Below are 20,449 nucleotides of genomic sequence, written 5' to 3'. Positions count from 1 at the left end.
AACGACAATCAACACGCGCCTCGATCGCATCGAGCAACGCGGTGATAAAAGGAATCTGTGTTCCCCGACACCTCGCCCTCGGTACTGAGTCTTCGATCGGCGACCCTCGCGTTCGACGACCGCGTGCTCTGGAAGGGCCTGAACCTCGAGCTCAAGGCTGGCGAGTTCCTCGCGGTGCTCGGCCCGAACGGCACCGGCAAGACAAGCCTGCTCAAGGCGATCCTCGGGCAGCAGTCGCTCGCCTCCGGCACCATAGAACTGCTCGGCGAGCCCGTCGCCCGCGGGAGCCGCAATATCGGCTATATCCCGCAGCAGAAGCTGCTCGACGACGGCACGCCGCTCCGCGCGCGCGACCTTGTCGCCCTCGGCATCACCGGGCACCGGTGGGGGCTCCCGATCCCGACCAGGGCGCTGCGCGCGCGGGTCGACGCGATCCTCGAGTCGGTCGGGGCGACCGCGTTCGCGAACGTCCCGGTTGCGACGCTCTCGGGAGGCGAGCAGCAGCGCATCCGGGTCGGCCAGGCCATCGCGGGCAATCCGCGAATCCTGCTCTGCGACGAGCCCCTGCTCTCGCTCGACCTGGGCCACCAGAGGGGCGTGAGCGAGCTGATCGACGCCAAGCGTCGCGAGCTCAACACCGCCGTCGTCTTCGTCACGCATGACGTGAACCCGATCCTGCCCATGGTCGACCGAGTGCTCTACCTCGCCGGCGGGATGTTCCGCATCGGCACCCCCGACGAGGTCATGCGCAGCGAGGTGCTCTCGTATATGTACGACACCCCCGTCGAGGTCATCCGCAGTCGCGGCCGGATCATCGTCGTCGGCGCCCCCGACGGCTATGGGGCGCACGACCACGACCTCCACCACGTGGGAGAGGGACACCACTGATGGGCGACCTCTTCGATTTCTCCAACTACGGCGAACTGCTCCTCCTCGTGCAGAACTCGATCTACGCCGGCGCCCTGCTCGGCGTCGTCGGTGGACTCATCGGCGTGTTCGTGATGATGCGCGACCTGCCGTTCGCGGTGCACGGCATCAGCGAGCTCTCCTTCGCGGGTGCCTCAGCGGCCCTGCTGCTCGGCGCCAACGTCGTGATCGGGTCGACGATCGGATCGCTGCTAGCTGCCCTGCTGATCGGCGTGCTGGGCGTGCGGGCGAGGGAACGAAACTCGATCATCGCCGTGCTCATGCCGTTCGGCCTGGGCCTCGGCATCCTGTTCCTCGCCCTCTATGAGGGGCGCAGCGCCAACAAGTTCGGCCTGCTCACCGGCCAGATCGTCTCGGTCGACAACGAGCAGCTCGGCGTGTTGATCGGCATCTCGGTGCTCGTCGTCATCGGTCTCGTGATCATGTGGCGCCCGCTGACCTTCGCGAGTGTGGACGCGGATGTCGCCCGGGCGCGCGGCCTGCCGGTCACGGCGCTCTCGGTCGCCTTCATGATCCTGCTCGGCCTCGCCGTCGCGGTGTCGATCCAAGTTGTCGGGGCGCTGCTGGTGATGGCGCTGCTCGTCACACCGGCCGCCGCCGCAATGCGCGTGACCTCGTCGCCGCTGCTCACGCCGCTGCTGAGTGTCGCGTTCGCCGTCGTGGCGATGGTCGGCGGCATCCTGCTCGCCCTCGGCGGCGGGCTGCCGATCAGCCCGTTCGTCACCACGATCTCGTTCCTCATCTACGTCGTCTGCCGCATCGTCGGGGCCCGGATGCCGAAGACGAGGCGCTCCGGTGATCCGTCCGGCGTCGCGTTCGCCGGCACGAGCGCCGCGGTGCTGCCGCGTTAGAATCGTTCTCATGAAGCGGAACACCTGGCAACGCGAGGCCGTGCGCGACGCGCTCGGCAGCAACGAGGGTTTCGTCAGCGCTCAGGGCCTCCACCAGGGCCTGCGCGAGGCGGGTTCGTCGATCGGGCTCGCGACCGTGTACCGCGCCCTCGCCGACCTCGCCACTGAGGGCGAGGCGGACTCGCTGCAGTCTGACCAGGGCGAGAGCCTGTACCGCGCCTGCACCCCCGGCCAGCACCACCACCACCTGATCTGCCGCAACTGCGGGCTCACGGTCGAGATTGAGGCAGACGCCGTAGAGGCGTGGGCGCACGAGGTCGCCTCGGACAACGGCTTCACCCAGGCCAGCCACATCGTCGACGTGTTCGGACTCTGCGCGAGGTGCAGCGCCTCACCCGCCGCGCTCGGGCACGGGGCTTAAGGCCGTGTCGCTGCCGGCCCGACGCGTCTAGCGTCGCGTACACGGGCGCGCACCGCTGCGGCCCGGCGACGAGAGGCAACACCATGCGAGATCAGCACGTGGTCTGGTTCGAGGACATCTCCCTGGGGGACATCCCGCAGGTGGGAGGCAAGAACGCGTCACTGGGAGAGATGGTCGGCGCGCTCGCGGCGAGCGGGGTCCGGGTTCCCCCCGGGTTCGCCACGACGGCGGACGCCTATCGGTCCTTCCTCCTCGCGGGCGACCTCGAGCCGGCCATTCGGGAGCTGCTCGAGCGCTACCGCCTGGGAGACGCGTCGTTGCGGGTGACCGGGGCGGCGATCCGCGAGCTCTTCCTCGACAGCCAATTCCCCGAGGACATCGCCGACGACATCCGCGCGGCCTACCGGACCCTCGCCGAGCGGGCCGGAATCGACAACCCGCCCGTCGCGGTGCGCAGCAGCGCCACCGCCGAGGACCTGCCCGACGCGAGCTTCGCCGGGCAGCAGGAGACCTTCCTCAACGTCACGGGCGCGCGAGACCTTCTCGACACCTGCCGTCGCTGTTACGCCTCGCTGTTCACCGACCGGGCGATCAGCTACCGCGAGGCGAAGGGCTTCGACCACCTCGAGGTTGCCCTGTCGATCGGCATCCAGCGCATGGTGCGGTCGGACATCGGGGGGTCGGGGGTCATGTTCTCGATCGACACCGACACGGGGTTTCCGAACGCGATCGTCATCAGTGCCGCCTGGGGGCTCGGCGAGACGGTGGTGCAGGGCACCGTCGATCCCGACAAGTACCTCGTCTTCACCCCGTTGCTCGCGGATGCTGGATTGAGCCCGATCATCGAGAAGACCGTCGGAGGCAAGGCGAGCAAGATGGTTTACGGCGCCGGCGGCAGCGCGCGCACACGCCTGGTCGACACGACCGAGCGGGAGCGCCGCGCGCTCGTGCTCGACGACGGCGAGATCGTGCAGCTCGCCCGCTGGGCGGCGATCGTCGCCGAGCACTACGGCCGCCCGATGGACATGGAGTGGGCCAAGGACGGACTCACCGACGAGCTGTTCCTCGTGCAGGCGCGGCCGGAGACCGTGCAGGCGGGCAAGGCGGCCGACCGGTTCACGGTGCACCGCCTCGTCGAGCCCGGCAGGGTGCTCGTGACCGGCGCGGCGATCGGCGAATCGATTGCGGTGGGCGAGGCCTGCGTCATCCGCAGCTCGGCCGACATCGAAAAGTTCCGCGACGGCGCCATCCTGGTCACCGAGATGACCGACCCGGACTGGGTTCCGATCATGAGCCGAGCATCGGGCATCGTCACCGACCACGGCGGGGCGACGAGCCACGCGGCGATCGTCAGCCGCGAACTCGGGGTGCCGGCCATCGTCGGCACGGGCACGGCGACGGTCGATCTCGCGGAGGGGGCGATGATCACGCTCTCCTGTGCGGAGGGCGACGAGGGGCACGTCTACGAGGGCGCCCTCACGTTCGAGACCGAGGAGATCGACCTGGGAGACGTCCCGCGCACACGGACGCGGGTCATGGTCAATGTGGCGAGCCCCGCCGCGGCGTTCCAGTGGTGGCGACTGCCCGCCGACGGCGTCGGGCTGGCGCGGATGGAATTCATTATCAACAACCTCATCAAGGTGCATCCGATGGCGCTCGTGCACCCGGAGAGGGTCGCACAGAAGGATCGCGAGCTGATCGCCGAGCTGAGCCGCGGCTTCGCGGGTCCGCAGGACTACTTCGTGCAGACGCTCGCCCTCGGCATCGCCAAGCTCGCGGCCCCGTACTACCCGAATCCCGTGATCGTGCGGTTGAGCGATTTCAAGACGAACGAATACGCGCACCTGATCGGCGGCGGCGTGTTCGAGCGCAGCGAGGAGAACCCGATGCTCGGCTTCCGCGGAGCCTCGCGCTACTACGACCCGCGCTACAGGGAGGGCTTCGACCTCGAATGCCGGGCGCTCAAGCGGGTGCGCGAGCACATGGGCTTCACGAACGTGGTCGTCATGGTGCCGTTCTGCCGCACCCCCGCGGAGGCCGACCGGGTGCTCGAGACCATGGCGCAGAACGGTCTGGTGCGGGGCGAGAACGGGCTCAAGGTCTACATGATGTGCGAGATCCCCTCGAACGTGATCCTCGCGGAACTGTTCGCGACGAGGTTCGACGGCTTCTCCATCGGTTCGAACGACCTCACCCAGCTCGTGCTCGGGGTCGACCGCGACTCGGAGGAGCTCGCGGGGCTCTTCGACGAGCGCGACGAGGCCGTCACGAGGTCGATCAGCGAGGCGATCCGCAAGGCACACGAGGCGGGCATCCCCATCGGCATCTGTGGGCAGGGCCCGAGCAACCACCCCGACTTCGCGGCGTTCCTGGTGAGGGAGGGCATCGACTCGATCTCGCTCAATCCCGACAGCTTCCTGCGCACGGTGCACCTGATCGCGGACGCCGAGACCGCGGCGCTGCAGACGGCGCGCTGACCCGGTGCGCGGGCGCGAGCTTGCAGTGCGGCATCGGCATCCGTAAGCTAGACCACTGGCTGGGCGGTATCTACGCTCGCTTCGTACGCCAACCCCCTCATTGTCATGATCCGGGGGTTTCGCGCGTGCCGACAAGAGATCTTGGGTAGGGCACTCGCCCTACGGTAGTCAAGGAGAGAACCATGGCAGCAACCTGCCAAGTAACCGGAGCCATTCCCGGCTTCGGTCACAACATTTCACACTCGCACCGGCGCACTAAGCGCCGCTTCGACCCGAACGTCCAGAAGAAGACCTACTACGTTCCTTCGCTGCGCCGCAAGGTCACCCTGACCCTCAGCGCCAAGGGGATCAAGGTCATTGACGCCCGCGGCATCGAGACCGTGGTCAAGGACATCCTGGCCCGTGGGGAGAAAATCTAATGGCTAAGCACCAGGACGTACGTCCGATCATCAAGCTCCGCTCGACGGCGGGCACCGGCTACACCTATGTGACGAAGAAGAACCGTCGCAACGACCCAGATCGTCTCGTGCTGAAGAAGTACGACCCAGTAGTGCGCAAGCACGTCGAATTCCGCGAGGAGCGCTAACCATGGCGAAGAAGAGCATGATTGCCAAGAACGAGCAGCGCAAGGTCATCGTCGCGCGCTACGCGACGAAGCGCCTCGAGCTGAAGAAGGCGCTTGTCGACCCCGCGTCGACGGATGCTGAGCGCGAGGCCGCGCGCCTCGGGCTGCAGAAGCTCCCCCGCAACGCCTCGCCCGTGCGCCTTCGTGGCCGCGACGCGATCGACGGACGCCCCCGGGGGTTCCTCAAGCAGTTCGGTGTTTCGCGCGTTCGCTTCCGCGACATGGCGCACCGGGGCGAGTTGCCCGGTATCACCAAGTCAAGCTGGTAAATTACAGTCAGATCCTCGGGTTTTACGCCCGGGATCCTGAATTGACCACCAGTCACTCGACTGTTTCACCGATCGAGCCGACCTGTACTGCAACAAAAGTCCGAGGAGGACACAAATGGCTGACAAGTCACTGAACCGTACCGAGCTCGTCGCAGCTGTAGCCGCAGAGTCTGGCCAGAGCCAGGCCGCAGTGAACGGCGTTCTCGACGCACTGTTCTCGACCCTCGCGACCTCGGTCGGCGAAGGCACCAAGGTCACGATCCCGGGATGGCTCGCCATCGAGCGCACCCACCGTGCCGCACGCGCCGGACGCAACCCGTCCACGGGCGAGGCAATCCAGATCGCCGCCGGATACGGTGTCAAGGTCAGCGCCGGAAGCAAGCTCAAGGCCGCCGCGAAGTAATCCAGCTCCACAACGAAGGGGATGACGTCCGAGAGGGCGTCATCCCCTTCGTCGTCCCCCTCGGCTTTCATTATTCAGGAGATGGCGGGGCAGACGAGGGCTGGTGGCTTTCATCATTCAGGAGTTGTCGGTCGGAAGTGGTGGGTGGTGGCTTTCATCATTCAGGATCCGGACGTGAGAATCGGCTCGGTTTGCCTTCCGAGGGGCCGGATGCTCAGCTATACAGCATCCGGGGGCCGAAACGTCCTGAATTATGAAGCCCGGATCCGGCTTCTACTCCTGAATAATGAAAGCTGGATGCCTCTGTAACTCCTGAATAATGAAAGCAGGGCGGGCGGTGCGACGCGGGTTTCGCGCCCAGCTTGCTCGCCTAGGCTAGTGGGCGTGTCTCGGCCTCTTCGCATCATAGGACCGGCCCTATTGCTGGCCGTCGCTCTGGCCAGCCTGCTCGCCGCCCTCGAATTCGGGGGTGCCGCAGAGGCGCCCGCCCTCGCCGATCCGGGCGCGCTCGTGCGCTACGGGCTGCCGATCTCCAAGCTGTTCGTCAACATTGGCGCCGCCGGCACCATCGGTGCCCTCGTGCTCGTGAGCTTCGCGCTCAGCCGCGACAAGCCCGAGTTCGACCGGGCTCTCGATTTCGCCGCAGGATCCGCCGCCTTCTGGGCCGTCGCCTCCGCGGCCACCGGCTTCTTCACCTTCCTGAACGTGTACCTCGAGCCGTTGTCGTTCGATGCGCGGTTCGGCGAGCTGCTCGGCGCCTTCTTCACCGAAGTGGACTTCGGCCAGGCCTGGCTCGCCACCACCCTGGTCGCGGCCGTCACGACAGTACTGTGCTTCGCGGTGCGAGGCCGAACTCTGCTTCTGCTCGTTGCCGCCTTCGCGATCGCCGGCCTCGTGCCGATGGCGCAGCAGGGCCACTCCGCGGGGGCCGCTGGCCACGACGCCGCGATCTCCTCGCTCGGCCTGCACCTCGTGTTCGCGGCGGTCTGGCTCGGCGGACTCCTCACGATCGTCGCGATCCGCTCGAGGGTCGACCCGGACCGCCTCGCCACGATCGTCGGCCGCTACTCCTCGTTCGCGCTCGTGAGCTTCATCGTCGTCGCGGTCTCCGGCTACGTGAACGCGTCGCTGCAAGTCGGCTCCCTCGACGGACTGCTGCGCCCGTACGGAATCCTCGTCGCGGTCAAGGTCGTCGCCCTCATCGCCCTCGGCCTGCTCGGGGCGGTTCAACGCCGGTTCCTGATCGGGCGGATGCTGCGCGACGGCGCCCAGCGCGGCCGCGCGTTCTGGTGGCTCATCAGCGCCGAGTTCGCGTTTATGGGTATCGCTTCCGGTGTCGCCGCGGCGCTCGCCCGCACCGACCCGCTCGTGCCCGAGGTGCTGGTGACGACGACCCCGGCCTACATCCTCACGGGGGAGCCGCTGCCGCCGGAGGCGACTCCGCTGCGCTACCTCACCGAATGGCGTTTCGACGTGATCTGGGTGCTGGTCGTGGCGTTCCTCGCCTTCTTCTACCTCGCTGGCGTCTGGCGGCTGCACAAGCGCGGCGACGCGTGGCCCGTCCATCGCACGATCCTCTGGCTCGCCGGACTCGCCCTGCTGTTCTACGTGACGAACGGTGGGCTCAACGTCTACGAGAAGTACCTGTTCAGCGCTCACATGCTCGCACACATGATTCTCGGCATGATGATCCCGGTGCTGCTGGTGCCGGCCGCCCCGGCGACCCTCGCGTTGCGGGCGATCGCCAAGCGCGCCGACGGCAGCCGCGGCCCGCGCGAATGGATCATGCTCGCGGTGCACTCGAGGATCGCCGGCCTGCTGGCGAACCCCATCATCGCGGCGGTCACCTTCGCCGGCTCGCTCTGGCTGTTCTACTACTCGCCGCTGTTCAGCTGGGCGACGACCGACCACATCGGCCACCAGTGGATGATCGTGCACTTCCTCATCACCGGCTACCTCTTCGTGCAGTCGCTCATCGGCGTCGACCCCGTGCCGTACCGCGCGCCGTACCCGCTGCGGCTCATTCTGCTGCTCGGCACGATGGCGTTCCACGCCTTCTTCGGGCTCTCGCTGATGACCGGAACGGGACTGCTGCTCGCCGACTGGTACGGCGCGATGGGCCGTCCGTGGGGTGTCTCCGCGCTCGCCGACCAACAAGCGGCCGGCGGGATCGCCTGGAGCGTCGGCGAGATCCCGACGATCATCCTCGCGATCATCGTTGCCGTCATGTGGTCGCGCAGCGACACCAAGGAGGCGAAGCGGCTCGACCGCAAGGCGGAGCGCGACGGCGACGCCGACCTCACCGACTACAACGTGATGCTCGAGAACCTGCAGCGGCGCTCCTAGTCGCCGTCGGGGCTGCGCGGTCGCTTGAGCGATTATCCGGCGCGACGCTCCAAGCCGATGCTCTTCGCTTTGGGCCGATTGTCGTCGTCGAGGGTGCGGTAGAGCCGCGGGGTGACCCCCATCTCGGCGAGGAACTGACGGTTGAAATTGGCCAGATTGGCGTAGCCGACAGAGGTGCAGATCGTGGAGATCGAGGCGTCTGTCTGCTCGAGCATGCGGCAGGCGTTCGCAATGCGCAGCCGTTTCACCATGTCGCTGAAGGTCAGCCCGCTCGCGTGCTTGAAGTACTTCGAGAACGATGGTTCCGACATGTGCGCCAGTCGCGCGGCCTCTGACATCCGGATGCGGCTGGTGAAGTTCTCGAGAATGTACGCCAACCCCGCATCGACTGCGGCGGTGCCGCTTCGCCCGGCCGTCAGCATCAGCCAGTCGGGAGCGACGTGCAGCTGGTCGTCGAGCGGGGCGGCCGCGAGGATCGCCAGGAGGGCGAACATGTGCGAGATGCGTGAGGTGCCCGTCGTGCTGCCGACGAGCTCGATCGCGTCAGCCGCGACGATCGCCGTTCGACCCGAGAATACGATTCCGCTCGAGGCTGCGGCGAGGATCGGCCGGGCATCCCGCAGCTCCGGAAGCACCTCCTCGCACCGGTTGAACCACTCAGAGTCGAACTGGATGACCGCATCGCGCTCATGGATGACCTCGCCGGGGGCGAGGTCGCTCATCCAGTCGTGGGGGAGCTGGGGGCCGATGACTGCGACGTGGCCCGGTCCGAATGTGCCGATCTGGTCGCCGATGAGATAGCTGCCTGTTCCCTTCCTGATGAGATGGATCTCGAATTCGGGATGGTAGTTCCACCGGGCAATCGCGCTCGGGTAGTCGTGTTCCATCCACCGGAACGAGTCGCCCGGCAGGTGCGGAACGACCTCGCGGGTCGCCGGCTGGTGCACGATTCGCCGGGCGATCGTCGCCGGTTCCGAGTTAACATCGTTTCGCAACATATGACACTCCTTTGCGTTCAACTTCCAAAAGTGTGCCATAAAGGGGGTCATCGATGCTGATGTATGAAACAAAGTATCGGAATTTGAACGCAACCACTGTGTCCTTCGGGCGCCCGCCACAGTACCTTCGAGCAACAGGCGTCGTTGACGGTGAGTGTCGGCGACGAGCCCGCCAAGGGTGATCACTGACAACATGAGCACTGAAAACAAAGGAGTATCAATGCCTCTATACAGGCGTGCCGTCGCCATCGGCGCCGGCCTTACGATCTCGGCCCTCGTGCTGAGCGGATGTTCAGGGGCTGGCGGTGGTGGCTCCGCCGGCGAGGGCGGCGACGTCACCCTGACCCTCGCAACGGTCAACAATCCGCAGATGAAGGACATGGAGGAGCTGAAGGGCTTCTTCGAGGAGGACAACCCGGGCATCACGGTCAACTTTGTGCAGATGGAGGAGGGCGACCTGCGCGCGGCGGTGACGGCGGATGTCGCGTCCCAGGCCGGTCAGTACGACATCGTCACGGTTGGGGCGTACGAGGTTCCGCAGTGGGGTGCGCTCGGTTGGCTGAAGGATCTCACGCCCGAACTCGAGGGTGACGAGGCGTATGACGTCGACGATCTCCTCACGCCGGTCCGTGAGGCCATCTCGGTCGACGGGAAACAGTACGCGGTCCCGTTCTACGGCGAGTCGTCATTCCTGATGTACAACAAGGAGATCTTCGTCGAGGCCGGGCTGGAGATGCCGGCCGAGCCGACGTGGCAGGAGGTCGCCGGGTTCGCCCGGCAGTTGGACACCCCAGAGACCGCCGGCATCTGCCTGCGCGGCAAGCCGGGGTGGGGTGACCTGTTCGCCCCTCTGACGACGGTCGTGCAGACTTTCGGCGGCAGCTGGTACGACGAGGACTGGAATGCCCAGGTTGATTCCCCGGAGTTCACAGAAGGAGTCAACTTCTACGTCGATCTTCTCGCCGACGCGGGCGAGGCCGACCCCGTGTCGGTGAGCTTCACCGAGTGCCTCAACCTGCTCAGCACCGGCAAGGTCGCCATGTGGTACGACGCAACGTCAGCGGCCGGGTCGCTTGAAGACCCGGATGCCTCGACGGTCGCCGGAAAGATGGGCTATGTCAAGGCTCCGGTATACAAGACCGAGGAGTCCGGATGGCTGTGGTCGTGGAACCTCGCTGTGCCGGAGACCACGAAGAACGCCGACGCGGCGACCAAGTTCGTCAAGTGGGCAACGAGCAAGGAATACCACCAGCTCGTCGGGGAGGAGCTCGGCTGGACCCGGGTTCCGCCGGGGGCGAGGGAGTCGACCTACGAGATCCCCGAGTACGCGGAGGCGGCCGAGGCCTTCGGACCGATCACCCTCGACATCATGAACGCGGTCGATCCGGTGCAGCCGGGCGTCAACCCGCAGCCGTGGGTCGGCATCCAGTACGTCACCATCCCGGAGTTCCAGGATGTCGGCAACCAAGTAGCGCAACTCGTCGCCGACGCGATCGCGGGGCGCTCCACGGTCGAGGATGCACTGGCCAAGGGGCAGCAGATTGCCCAGGTCGCCGGAGACAAGCAGAAATAGCAGCTCCGCGACCGTGACTGACGGGACCGGCCTCGCCCACAACGCGCGGCCGGTCCCCGAAATCACCTCAACGACGAGGAATGAAGATGACAACCACAGTTGAAAGCCCCATCGGCCGCCCTCCGGCTCCGCCGCCCTCCGGCACCCCGACGCGCCACAACCACGTGAGCCCGGGGACACGCAAGAAGGCGCGGCAGGCGCGCGCCCTGGTGATGCCGGCCCTGTTCTTCTCGATCGCGCTGACCCAGATCCCCTTCCTCGTCACCATCTACTTCTCGTTCCTCGAGTGGAACCAGTTGAGGCCGGATGACATCGCGTTCACCGGGTTCTCGAACTACGCCGCGGTGTTCACCGGCCCCGACTTCCTCTCCTCGCTCATGGCTACCGTGACGATCACCGGATCGGCGGTGGTGTTGTCACTCCTCTTCGGGCTGCTATTCGCCATCCTGCTCGACCGAAAGTTCGTCGGGCAGGGTCTCGCGAGGACGCTCATGATCACGCCGTTCCTCATCATGCCTGCGGCGGCGGCGCTGATCTGGAAGTGGTCGATGCTCGACGCGAATGTCGGCATGGTAAACGTCGGGCTGAACTTCATCGGGCTCCCGTCGGTGGCTTGGAACACCGATTTTCCCGCGCTGACGATCATCATGCTGCTCACCTGGCAGTACACGCCATTCATGATGCTCATCCTGCTCGCCGGGCTCCAGAGCCAGAGCCGTGAGGTGCTCGAGGCGGCTGCCGTGGACGGTGCCGGGCCCCTCCGCACCTTCCAGCACATGACGCTCCCGCACCTTCGTCAGTACATCGAGATCGCGACCCTCCTCGGCGGCATCATGCTCCTGCAGGTGTTCGACCCGGTCGCGATCATGACAAAGGGCACGGGTGGCACCAAGACTCTCTCCTACCTGCTCTACGAGCGCGCGTTCATCGGCCTCGACATCGGACAGGCCGCCGCATTCGGAGTCGTCACCGTCATCATCACAATCGCCGTGGCCACCATCGCCCTGCGAACGCTCTTCAAGGTCTTCATGGAAGGAGGAACCCGCTGATGCGCAAGCTACCGGGCACCTTGATCACATCCGCCACCTGGCTGATCGCGCTGCTGTTCTTCTTCCCCGTCGCGTGGATGGTCTTCACGAGCTTCAAGTCGGAGTCCGCGGCATCTGCCATCCCGCCAAGCTTCGTCACCGAACTGACCTTTGACCGGTACGTCGAGGTCTTCGACCGGGGGATCGGCTCGTACCTGCTGAACTCCCTCATGGCGAGCGCCGGGTCGACCCTCCTCGTGCTGCTGCTCGCGATCCCCGCAGCGTACGCGCTGAGCGTGCGGCCCATCAAGCGGGTGCAGGACGTGCTGTTCTTCTTCATCTCGACACGGTTCCTCCCGGCCGCGGCATCCATCATCCCGGTGTTCTTCATCCTGAAGGCGCTCGGGGCGCTCGACAACATCAACGCGATGCTGCTGCTGTATGCGGCAATGAACCTGCCGATCGCGGTCTGGATGATGCGGTCGTTCTTCAACGAGGTACCGCTCGAGATCATCGAGGCCGCGCAGATCGACGGCGCGAACCTGCGTACCGAGCTCGTGCGGGTCGTGCTGCCGATCCTGCTGCCCGGCGTCGCCGCCGTCGCCCTGATCTGCTTCATCTTCGCGTGGAACGAGTACTTCCTAGCGACCCTCTTGACCACGTTCAACGCGCGGACGGTTCCCCCGTTCCTCGCGAGCTTCGTGGATGGTCGGGGGCAGTTCCTCGCGGTGCTCTCGGCGGCGTCGACCCTTGCCGTGCTCCCCGTCGTCGTGGCGGGCTGGCTGGCACAGAAACAACTGGTGCGAGGACTCGCGATGGGAGCAGTGAAATGAGCGACGAATCGAACAGCACGGCAAGGAAACTCCCTGACGAACGGGAGGCGGAGCGGGGCCTGAGCAACGGGGCCCTCGCGACGCTTCCCTCCGGGATTGGCCGGCCCATCTACGATCGTGTGGGCATCACGGCGGGGATCGTGCACGTGGGGGTCGGTGGGTTCCACCGCGCCCACATGGCGATGTCGATCGACCGGCTCATGAACGCGGGCGGCGCGAAGAAATGGGGCATCTGCGGAGTCGGCCTGCTGGAGGGGGACCGGCGCATGAAGGAGATCTTCGAGGAGCAGGACTGCCTCTACTCGCTGATCGTCAAGCACCCCGACGGGAGGCGCGAGGTCACAGTCATCGGCAGCATTCTCGAGTACCTGTTCGCGCCGGAGGACCAGGAGGCGGTCATCGAGAAAATGGCCGGCCCCGGCATCGAGATCGTGTCGCTCACGATCACGGAGGGCGGCTACAACTTCGACAGGGTAACCGGAGAGTTCGACGCGGCGACGCCCGTCGTCGTCGGCGACCTGGTACCCGGGGCCGTTCCGACGACCGTGTTCGGCTTCGTCACCGAGGCGCTGCGACGACGCCGCGAGCGGGGGATCGCGCCGTTCACTGTGCTCTCCTGTGACAACATCCAAGGCAACGGACACATGGCTCGAGAGATGTTCACGGCCTTCGCGAGACTCAAGGACCCCGAGCTCGGTGCCTGGATCGCGCAGAACGTGAAATTCCCGAACTCCATGGTCGACCGGATCACCCCCGTCACCTCGACAACCGATATCGAGGAGGCCGCCGTGCTGACCGGCGTGCGCGATGCGTGGCCCGTGGTGTGCGAACCATTCTTCCAGTGGGTCATCGAGGATGACTTCGGGATGGGGCGCCCGGCCTTCGACGAGGTCGACGCGCAGTTCGTCGTGGATGTCGAGCCGTATGAGCTAATGAAGCTGCGGCTGCTCAACGCGAGCCATCAGGCCCTGTGCTACTTCGGTTTCCTCGGCGGCTACCGCTATGCGCATGAGGCGACATCCGATCCCGCGATCGCCGCGTTCCTTGCGCGATACATGGACCGCGAGGCGACACCGACCCTGCGCCCCGTGCCGGGTATCGACCTCGACCGCTACAAGCACACCCTGATCGAACGATTCTCGAACCCCGAGGTGCGCGACACGCTCGCGCGGCTCTGCGCAGAGTCGTCCGATCGCATCCCCAAGTGGCTGGTGCCGGTGATCCGAGCGCAGCTCAAATCGGGTGGCGAAATCGACTGCTCCGCCGCGATCGTCGCCAGCTGGGCGCGGTACGCCGAGGCCGTTGACGAGCAGGGGGAGCCGATCGAGGTGGTCGACTCGCTGAGGGACGAACTGATCGCGATCGCGAGGACCCAGCGGGAGAACCCTCTGGCCTTCATCGAGAACACGCGCCTATTCGGCGATCTCGCGACGAGCGAGCGCTTCTCTGCCGCCTACCGCTCCGCGTTGAGGTCGTTGGTCGAGCACGGCGCCCTCGCCACCGTCCGAACCTTCTCCTGACCCTGCCGCATCCGCCCGGCCCCGACGAAAGGCACCCCTTTGACTACCCAACTGACGACACCGACCACCACGACGACCAGAATGGCGGTCTCCTACCTCCTCGAGCAGGGGCGGATGTCGCTGGAATCGGCCGAGGTCCCGACGCTCGACCCGGACCAGGTACTCGTCCGCGTCGCCGCTGTCGGGGTGTGCGGCAGCGACGTGCACTACTACGAGCATGGACGAGTCGGACCATACGTCGTCGAGCACCCGCTCATCCTCGGGCACGAACTATCCGGGACAGTCGCCGCTGTCGGGACTGCGGTCGACCCTGGCCGCGTTGGCGAGAGGGTGGCAGTTGAACCGCAGCGACCGTGCCGCACCTGCGCGCAGTGCAAGGCCGGGCGGTACAACCTCTGTCCGGACATGGAGTTCTTCGCGACTCCGCCGATCAACGGAGCCTTCGCGGAATTCGTCGCCATCCAGTCCGACTTCGCCCACCCCATCCCCGACAGCGTAAGCGACGAGGCGGCCGCGCTGATGGAGCCACTCTCGGTCGGGATCTGGGCCTGCCAGCGCGCTGGCATCGGTCCCGGCAGCCGGGTGCTCATCGCCGGCGCCGGCCCGATTGGCGTGATTGCCGCGCAGACTGCCCGCGCGTTCGGGGCGGGGGAGGTCTACATCACGGATGTCTCCGACGAGCGCCGAGCGTTTGCGCTGGAGCATGGGGCGAGTCACGCCCTCGATCCGCGGGTCGACCAGGTCGAAGGCCTCGAGGTTGACGCGTTCATCGATGCATCGGGCGTCGAGCAGGCGGTGCACTCGGGAATCAAGGCGGTGCGGCCCGCTGGGCGGGCTATCCTCGTCGGCCTCGGCAACGACGACATTATGCTGCCGGTGTCGTACCTGCAGAACAGGGAGATTTGGCTTAGCGGGGTGTTCCGCTACGCGAACACCTGGCCCCTCGCCATAGAGCTGGTTGCGGGCGGGAAGGTCGATCTCGACGCACTCATCTCGGGCAGGTTCCCACTTGCCCAGGCGGAGGATGCACTCAACGCGGGGAAGCGGCCTGGCCAGATGAAGGCGATCGTCTACCCGGGGCGGTAATGGAGCGCGACGGCGACGCCGACCTCACCGACTACAACCTGATGCTCGAGAAACTCAGCCGCCGATAACGGCGTCGATCACGACGCGGCCGTCGCCCGGGAACGTCATCAGGTAGCCGATCGTGAACGGCACGTCCTCGTCGAGAGTTGACCGGGTGCCGTCGAAGAGCGACTGCACGCCAACGACGAGGTGGGCGGTGCCAGGCGTCTCCGGCACCCGCCAGGTGCCGGGGGTGTCTCCCGGCAGGATCGTCACGACCGGGTAGCTCGCGATCGTCCACTCGGGGGCCCCCTCGACCCGGTTCGCGATTCTCTCGCCGAACGGGCATCCGGTCGGCTGAAGAACCGACTGTGTCGCGCAGTCGTCGAGCAGCGCATCGAGCTCGCCCTGGACGAGGTCGATGAACTCCTCGTTGGCGCGCGCTCTCACGGTCGCCTGGGCCGTGGATCCCGCATCGAGCACGATGAGCCGCTCCGCATCTGCGGTGAGCAGCTCGGAGTCGTGGCCGAGCGCGAAGACGCCCGGGGTGAGCACGTGGTAGGCGCTCGCGGCGGCCGCCCCGTTGGTCGCCTCGAGGGTGACACCGTTGGCGTCGAACTCGGAGTCGTTCTGCGGGACGACCTCGAGGATGCCCGTTGGGCTCGCCTCGAAGGACCAGGCGTCGAAGAACCAGAGGCGGGCGGATGCCGGTTCGACGGTAAACGAGGTGCGGCCCGCCGTTCCGTCGAGTTCGAAGGAGAACTCGAGCGTCACGGTGCCGTCGGCGCCGGGGGTGCTCGTAACGTGCTCGATCTCGGTGAGCTCGCCGAGGGCGTCCGCCGTCAGGAGCTCGCGCGAGGCGGAACCCGCGGGTGTCACGCCGGGCATTTGCAGTGCCCCGTCGACGTCGTGCCGGGCGAGGGCCGTCAGGTAGGAGCGCACGAAGCCCTCCGCGCTGTACAGCGTCGCGTTGAGGCCGACGACGGTGGCGGCGAAGGCGAGCACGAGCAGGGTCACGACGCCGCCCCAGCGGATCGCCCATCGACGGATCGGGACGGGCCCACGCTCGACCCCACCCCCGATCACCATTGGGCAATCCTAAACGGGGAGCTTCCCCCGGATCGTCGCCGCTCCACCGTGTGGCCCGTTCCGGCCCGGTAGTCTGGGAACAATGATCGGCAACACTGACGAGGACCGCGCGTGAGCAGCTCCCCGATTACCCTCTCCGCCGAACAGCAGGCCCTGTTCGACGCGATCGAGACCACCCGCGAACACATCTTCGTGACCGGGCGTGCCGGCACCGGCAAGTCGACGCTGCTGAACCACCTGTCGTGGAACACCTCGAAGCAGATTGTCATCTGTGCACCGACGGGCGTCGCGGCGCTCAACGTCGGCGGGCAGACCATCCACTCGCTCTTCCGCTTGCCCATCGGTGTGATCGCCGACCGCACGATCGAGCAGAACGCCGACGTGCGCAAGCTGCTCAACACGATCGAGACCCTCGTGATCGACGAGGTGTCGATGGTCAACGCCGACCTGCTCGACGCCATCGACCGGTCGCTGCGGCAGGCGCGCCAGCGACCCCTCGAGGCGTTCGGGGGAGTGCAGGTCGTGCTGTTCGGCGACCCGTACCAGCTCGCGCCGGTGCCGGGGGATGCCGACGAACGCGCCTACTTCGCCGACCAGTACCGCTCGATGTGGTTCTTCGACGCGAAGGTGTGGGACGAGGCCGACCTGCGTATCTTCGAGCTCAACACCATTCATCGCCAGCACGAGGAAGAGTTCAAGGCGATGCTCAACGCGGTGCGCCACGGCTCGGTGACGGCGGAGATCGCGGGGCGTCTCAACGAGACGGGAGCGCGGCCGGCGCCGGCATCCGGGGCCATCACGCTCGCAACCCGCAACGACACGGTCAACGCGATCAACGCGAAGGCGCTTGCCGGACTGCCCGGGCGTGTGCTGACCGCAAAGGCAGAGATCACCGGGGAATTCGGCGGCCGCGCATTCCCCGCTGACGACGCGCTGCAGCTCAAGGTGGGCGCGCGTGTGATGTTCCTCCGGAACGACGCGGACCAGCGCTGGGTGAACGGTTCGGTGGGAACTGTCACCGCCATCTCGTCGACCGTGTTCGTCGAGGTCGACGGCGAGGAGCACCAGGTGCAGCCGGCGATCTGGGAGAAGTTCAAGTACTCCTACTCCGCGGCGACGAAGGAGCTCAAGCGCGACATCGTCGCCGAGTTCCAGCAGTTTCCGCTGCGCTTGGCCTGGGCGGTGACGATCCACAAGTCGCAGGGCAAGACCTACGACCGCGCGATCGTCGACCTCGGCCAGCGATCCTTCGCCCCCGGCCAGACCTACGTCGCGCTCAGTCGCATCACGGCCCTCGAGGGCCTGTTCCTGACCAGGCCGCTGAGGCCGTCCGACATCATCGTCGACCAGGACGTGCGCCGCTTTATGGAGAAGGCCCAGGCGATTCCCGCCATCCGGGCCTGAGACTGCTGCCGAAGACGGCTGCCTGGGACGACTGCCCGAGACGGCTCGCCGACGAACGCGGCTAGTGTCCGCCGTGCTCCGGGAGCCGGATGCCGGTGAGCGTGCCGCTTTCGCCGGAATTCTCGGCGGGCACGAAGTCGGCGTCGTGGGTGCCGTGCGGCTGCGCATAGCGGCCGGCTTCGCTGGCAGCCAGCGCGGGAGTGGTGAGCGCGCCGACGAGCAGGGCACCGGCCATGAGGCCGACCAGGTAGCGGCCGGCGTTCGGCGCGGCCGAGGACCGGTCGGTCCCGCCGGCGTTCTGCACCCGGCGCAGGTGGGTGGCGAGAACCGCGGCGACGAAGAGTTCGAAGATCGACGCGATCGCCATCGGCAGCAGCGGCAGCGACGCCCCGAGCCAGGCAGCGTCGAACAGCGTGGCGATGACGACCATGAGGCTCCATGCCAGAAGCGGGACGATCGCCACAGCGCTGGCCACCCGCGGCACGGGCACGGAATCCCGCGCGAAGGTGACGACACCCCACGTGACCTCGGCCACGCCGAGCAGGAGCGCGACGGCCGCGATCGGAAGAGGAGAGCTGATGACCAGGGCCAGGTGAACCAACCCGGCACCGATGGCGGCGAATCCCAGCCAGGTGCGAACGATCTGCGACACGGTCGCTCTCCTCTTCTCTAGCGGCGCGTACGCCGTGCTTGTCATCGGACGGCGCCGCGGGTGCGGCGCCGTCCTGCTCCACCGGGCGGAGCTACGCGGTCGCGGAGCGCACCTTCTTGTCGGCGCCCAGGCCGACGGCGAGCAGTACGGCGGCGCTTGCGAAGTGCAGCACGTTGTCCGCCGCGTTGATGGCGAGGATGTTGAGCGCCGTGCCGATCAGGAAGAGGCCCGCGACGCCGAGCAGCAGGTAGGCGGCACCGATGGCGATGTTGACGCCGCGCGCTGCGGCCACATTCGACACGCCGGCGATGAGCAGCGCGGCACCGATGAGCAGGTGGGCCACGTTGTGGAAGACGTTGACCTCGAACAGGCCGAGCAGCAGTCCGCCGGAGGTGGCGAAGAAGCTGACGCCTCCCGTGACGGTGAATCCCAGCAGGCCGACGAGCAGGTAGACGACACCGAAGACGGTGGCGAGCAGACGATTGGGTGACTTGGTCATGATTGTGCCTCCTAAACACGAGCCCGGCGGATGTCGGGTGTACCAGTCATTCGTACCCCGGTTCCGACCAGATTGGTCGCATTACCGAAAGACCGGTTTCGAGTCGAAGTTCAGCGCCGCATCTGGCAGCTACTCCAGCAGGTGAAGTTCGAGGAATCTGGCCGTTCTCGCGTAGGCGAGGGCGGCGGACTGGGCGTCGAGCGTCCCGTGGATCGTCGCGTTCGCGAAGCCGTGCCGCGTTCCGGGGTAGGTGTAGCGGGTGACCGGGGTGCCGTGCTCCTTGAGTCGATCGACGAAGGAGTCCGGATCCTGGCCCTCGGCCCAGTCGTCGTCGGCCGCAAGGTGCAGCTGGACCGGGCAGGGGATCACGCCGTGGTCTTTGCCCTCGAGGCTCGCGTAGTAGGCGACCACGGCATCCGCCGACCCGGCCTGGGCGTGCAGCAGCGCGATCCAGCCGCCCATGGCGAACCCGACGACGCCGACGCGGTCGGAGCCCTGGGCGCGGCCCTCCTCGATGGCGTCGTCGACGAGGGAGAGGGCGAAGCCGACGTCGAGCTCGTCGAGCAGCCGTCGCGCTGTCGCCTCGTCGGTGGTCGCGAACCCGTTGTAGAGGTCGGGGACGACCACCCGGAACCCGTGACGGACGAGCGCCTCGGCGTAGAACTCGAGGCTCGGAAGCCGACCGAACCAGTCGTGAATGAGGACGACGATGGGGTTGCCCGGCTCGCCGTACTCGAGCGCGACCCCGGGGGAGGGGATCGGCACGATCTCGGTCATGATCACACCCTACTTCCAGGCCACCCGACCACGGCCGACGCGGCCCTGCCGGTCTACCGCGCTTTCGCCGGGGCGCCAAGCAACTACCGCGGGCACGTGGCTCATCGGTCGCTCAGGCGCGCCTCATCCGCCCGCGAGAACCGCGCCCTCGTTGGGCGGCTCGGGAACGAGCCTGAGCCCCGCCGTCGTGTTCGCGGACTGCATCAGGAAGTCGATCCAGGTCTTGTTGAGGCCGGGCGGCTGGCCCCTGTCATGCTTGAACTGCAGCGGGATTGCGGGATGGATCCACACCGTCGAGCGCGCCCCGGAGTCGTCCTCCCAGGTGAACGCGAAGCTCTCATTGCGTCGGAGCTTCGCCAGCATCACGGCCTTGAGGTGTGCCAGCGCGCGGTCCTCGAGGGGAATCTCGGTGCTGCTCGGGCCGTAGATCAACATCGCCATTGCTGTACATCCTTACTCTGCCGGGCCCTCGGATTGGGTCCGGGATCATGCGAAATTCTCGCCCCGATCAGCCCCGGCGACAATGGCGCGATCGAGGCCACGTTGCCTTGACTTTCGCTCGAAGTATCCCTCTCCCCGAGGAGTGTGTCAAGGCCTCGCGTTGACTCATAAGAAACCTCCGCGTAGCACCATTCGTTGCCTCATGTGAAAACCTCCGCTTCGGCGTGGTTCGAGTCGTGGGCGGTGGATGT

21 protein-coding genes are annotated in these 20,449 nt (G+C 66.7%); 15 read left to right on the top strand and 6 right to left on the bottom strand.

The annotated features are described in order from the left end of the window. The first annotated feature begins 57 nt into the window (after positions 1-57). The 9 genes from ABIB15_RS14400 to ABIB15_RS14360 all read left to right on the top strand — a co-directional run bounded on the left by ABIB15_RS14400 (position 58) and on the right by ABIB15_RS14360 (position 8,319). Entirely contained in the window at positions 58-888 is an 831-nt protein-coding gene (locus ABIB15_RS14400; RefSeq protein WP_354480098.1) for a metal ABC transporter ATP-binding protein, read from the top strand. Continuing rightward, entirely contained in the window at positions 888-1,778 is an 891-nt protein-coding gene (locus ABIB15_RS14395) for a metal ABC transporter permease (protein WP_354480095.1), read from the top strand. Before ABIB15_RS14400 ends, ABIB15_RS14395 begins: the two co-directional genes overlap by 1 nt. Positions 1,779-1,788: 10 nt before the next feature. Further along, complete coding sequence (locus ABIB15_RS14390) at positions 1,789-2,199, top strand: Fur family transcriptional regulator (protein WP_354480092.1); 411 nt, start codon at positions 1,789-1,791, stop codon at positions 2,197-2,199. A gap of 83 nt (positions 2,200-2,282) precedes the next feature. Beyond that, positions 2,283-4,676: a phosphoenolpyruvate synthase gene (gene ppsA, locus ABIB15_RS14385; RefSeq protein WP_354480089.1), complete on the top strand. Its 2,394-nt coding sequence runs from the start codon at positions 2,283-2,285 to the stop codon at positions 4,674-4,676. A 182-nt stretch (positions 4,677-4,858) separates the two neighbouring features. Beyond that, positions 4,859-5,095 carry a 50S ribosomal protein L28 gene (gene rpmB, locus ABIB15_RS14380; protein ID WP_161884959.1) on the top strand — a complete coding sequence of 79 codons (237 nt, stop codon included), beginning with the start codon at positions 4,859-4,861 and terminating at the stop codon, positions 5,093-5,095. Continuing rightward, on the top strand, positions 5,095-5,262 hold the full coding sequence (gene rpmG, locus ABIB15_RS14375; protein ID WP_161884960.1) for a 50S ribosomal protein L33: 168 nt from the start codon (positions 5,095-5,097) through the stop codon (positions 5,260-5,262). Before rpmB ends, rpmG begins: the two co-directional genes overlap by 1 nt. Positions 5,263-5,264: 2 nt before the next feature. Next, on the top strand, positions 5,265-5,570 hold the full coding sequence (gene rpsN, locus ABIB15_RS14370; RefSeq protein WP_354480086.1) for a 30S ribosomal protein S14: 306 nt from the start codon (positions 5,265-5,267) through the stop codon (positions 5,568-5,570). Between the two features lie 115 nt (positions 5,571-5,685). Beyond that, on the top strand, positions 5,686-5,973 hold the full coding sequence (locus ABIB15_RS14365) for an HU family DNA-binding protein (RefSeq protein ID WP_161884962.1): 288 nt from the start codon (positions 5,686-5,688) through the stop codon (positions 5,971-5,973). Between the two features lie 384 nt (positions 5,974-6,357). Next, entirely contained in the window at positions 6,358-8,319 is a 1,962-nt protein-coding gene (locus ABIB15_RS14360; protein ID WP_354480083.1) for a bifunctional copper resistance protein CopD/cytochrome c oxidase assembly protein, read from the top strand. Between the two features lie 32 nt (positions 8,320-8,351). On the opposite strand, the gene ABIB15_RS14355 is transcribed toward ABIB15_RS14360, so the two are convergent. Further along, entirely contained in the window at positions 8,352-9,317 is a 966-nt protein-coding gene (locus ABIB15_RS14355) for an AraC family transcriptional regulator (RefSeq protein ID WP_354480080.1), read from the bottom strand. A gap of 220 nt (positions 9,318-9,537) precedes the next feature. Here ABIB15_RS14355 and ABIB15_RS14350 point away from each other — a divergent pair, with 220 nt between their 5' ends. The 5 genes from ABIB15_RS14350 (at position 9,538) to ABIB15_RS14330 (ending at position 15,357) form a co-directional block, all read left to right on the top strand. Further along, a complete protein-coding gene (locus ABIB15_RS14350; protein WP_354480077.1) occupies positions 9,538-10,890 on the top strand; it encodes an ABC transporter substrate-binding protein in 1,353 nt (450 codons plus the stop codon). An 86-nt stretch (positions 10,891-10,976) separates the two neighbouring features. Then, positions 10,977-11,939: a carbohydrate ABC transporter permease gene (locus ABIB15_RS14345; protein WP_354480074.1), complete on the top strand. Its 963-nt coding sequence runs from the start codon at positions 10,977-10,979 to the stop codon at positions 11,937-11,939. After that, a complete protein-coding gene (locus ABIB15_RS14340) occupies positions 11,939-12,751 on the top strand; it encodes a carbohydrate ABC transporter permease (RefSeq protein ID WP_354480071.1) in 813 nt (270 codons plus the stop codon). Before ABIB15_RS14345 ends, ABIB15_RS14340 begins: the two co-directional genes overlap by 1 nt. Beyond that, positions 12,748-14,271, top strand: coding sequence for a mannitol dehydrogenase family protein (locus ABIB15_RS14335; protein WP_354480068.1), 1,524 nt, complete (start codon positions 12,748-12,750; stop codon positions 14,269-14,271). The genes ABIB15_RS14340 and ABIB15_RS14335 overlap by 4 nt, the downstream gene beginning before the upstream one ends. A gap of 51 nt (positions 14,272-14,322) precedes the next feature. Beyond that, a complete protein-coding gene (locus ABIB15_RS14330) occupies positions 14,323-15,357 on the top strand; it encodes an NAD(P)-dependent alcohol dehydrogenase (protein ID WP_502908988.1) in 1,035 nt (344 codons plus the stop codon). Positions 15,358-15,411: 54 nt separating this feature from the next. On the opposite strand, the gene ABIB15_RS14325 is transcribed toward ABIB15_RS14330, so the two are convergent. Then, positions 15,412-16,425, bottom strand: coding sequence for a hypothetical protein (locus ABIB15_RS14325; RefSeq protein WP_354480066.1), 1,014 nt, complete (start codon positions 16,423-16,425; stop codon positions 15,412-15,414). Positions 16,426-16,536: 111 nt separating this feature from the next. On the opposite strand from ABIB15_RS14325, the gene ABIB15_RS14320 reads away from it, so the two are divergent. Continuing rightward, a complete protein-coding gene (locus tag ABIB15_RS14320; RefSeq protein WP_354480063.1) occupies positions 16,537-17,829 on the top strand; it encodes an ATP-dependent DNA helicase in 1,293 nt (430 codons plus the stop codon). Between the two features lie 61 nt (positions 17,830-17,890). Here the strand turns inward: ABIB15_RS14320 and ABIB15_RS14315 are convergent, their stop codons facing one another. The 4 genes from ABIB15_RS14315 to ABIB15_RS14300 all read right to left on the bottom strand — a co-directional run bounded on the left by ABIB15_RS14315 (position 17,891) and on the right by ABIB15_RS14300 (position 20,198). Further along, positions 17,891-18,481, bottom strand: a complete 591-nt coding sequence (locus ABIB15_RS14315) for a hypothetical protein (RefSeq protein ID WP_354480060.1) — start codon at positions 18,479-18,481, stop codon at positions 17,891-17,893. Positions 18,482-18,572: 91 nt separating this feature from the next. Continuing rightward, positions 18,573-18,980, bottom strand: coding sequence for a DUF4383 domain-containing protein (locus tag ABIB15_RS14310; RefSeq protein ID WP_354480057.1), 408 nt, complete (start codon positions 18,978-18,980; stop codon positions 18,573-18,575). A 129-nt stretch (positions 18,981-19,109) separates the two neighbouring features. Further along, entirely contained in the window at positions 19,110-19,757 is a 648-nt protein-coding gene (locus tag ABIB15_RS14305) for a dienelactone hydrolase family protein (RefSeq protein ID WP_354480054.1), read from the bottom strand. A 123-nt stretch (positions 19,758-19,880) separates the two neighbouring features. Continuing rightward, on the bottom strand, positions 19,881-20,198 hold the full coding sequence (locus ABIB15_RS14300) for a DUF7882 family protein (protein ID WP_354480051.1): 318 nt from the start codon (positions 20,196-20,198) through the stop codon (positions 19,881-19,883). Positions 20,199-20,449: the final 251 nt, after the last annotated feature.

This window comes from Marisediminicola sp. UYEF4, assembly GCF_040546025.1.
Lineage (GTDB): Bacteria > Actinomycetota > Actinomycetes > Actinomycetales > Microbacteriaceae > Marisediminicola.
Note: the sequence above shows the minus strand (reverse complement) of the source record. Positions and strands in the feature narration are given on the sequence as shown.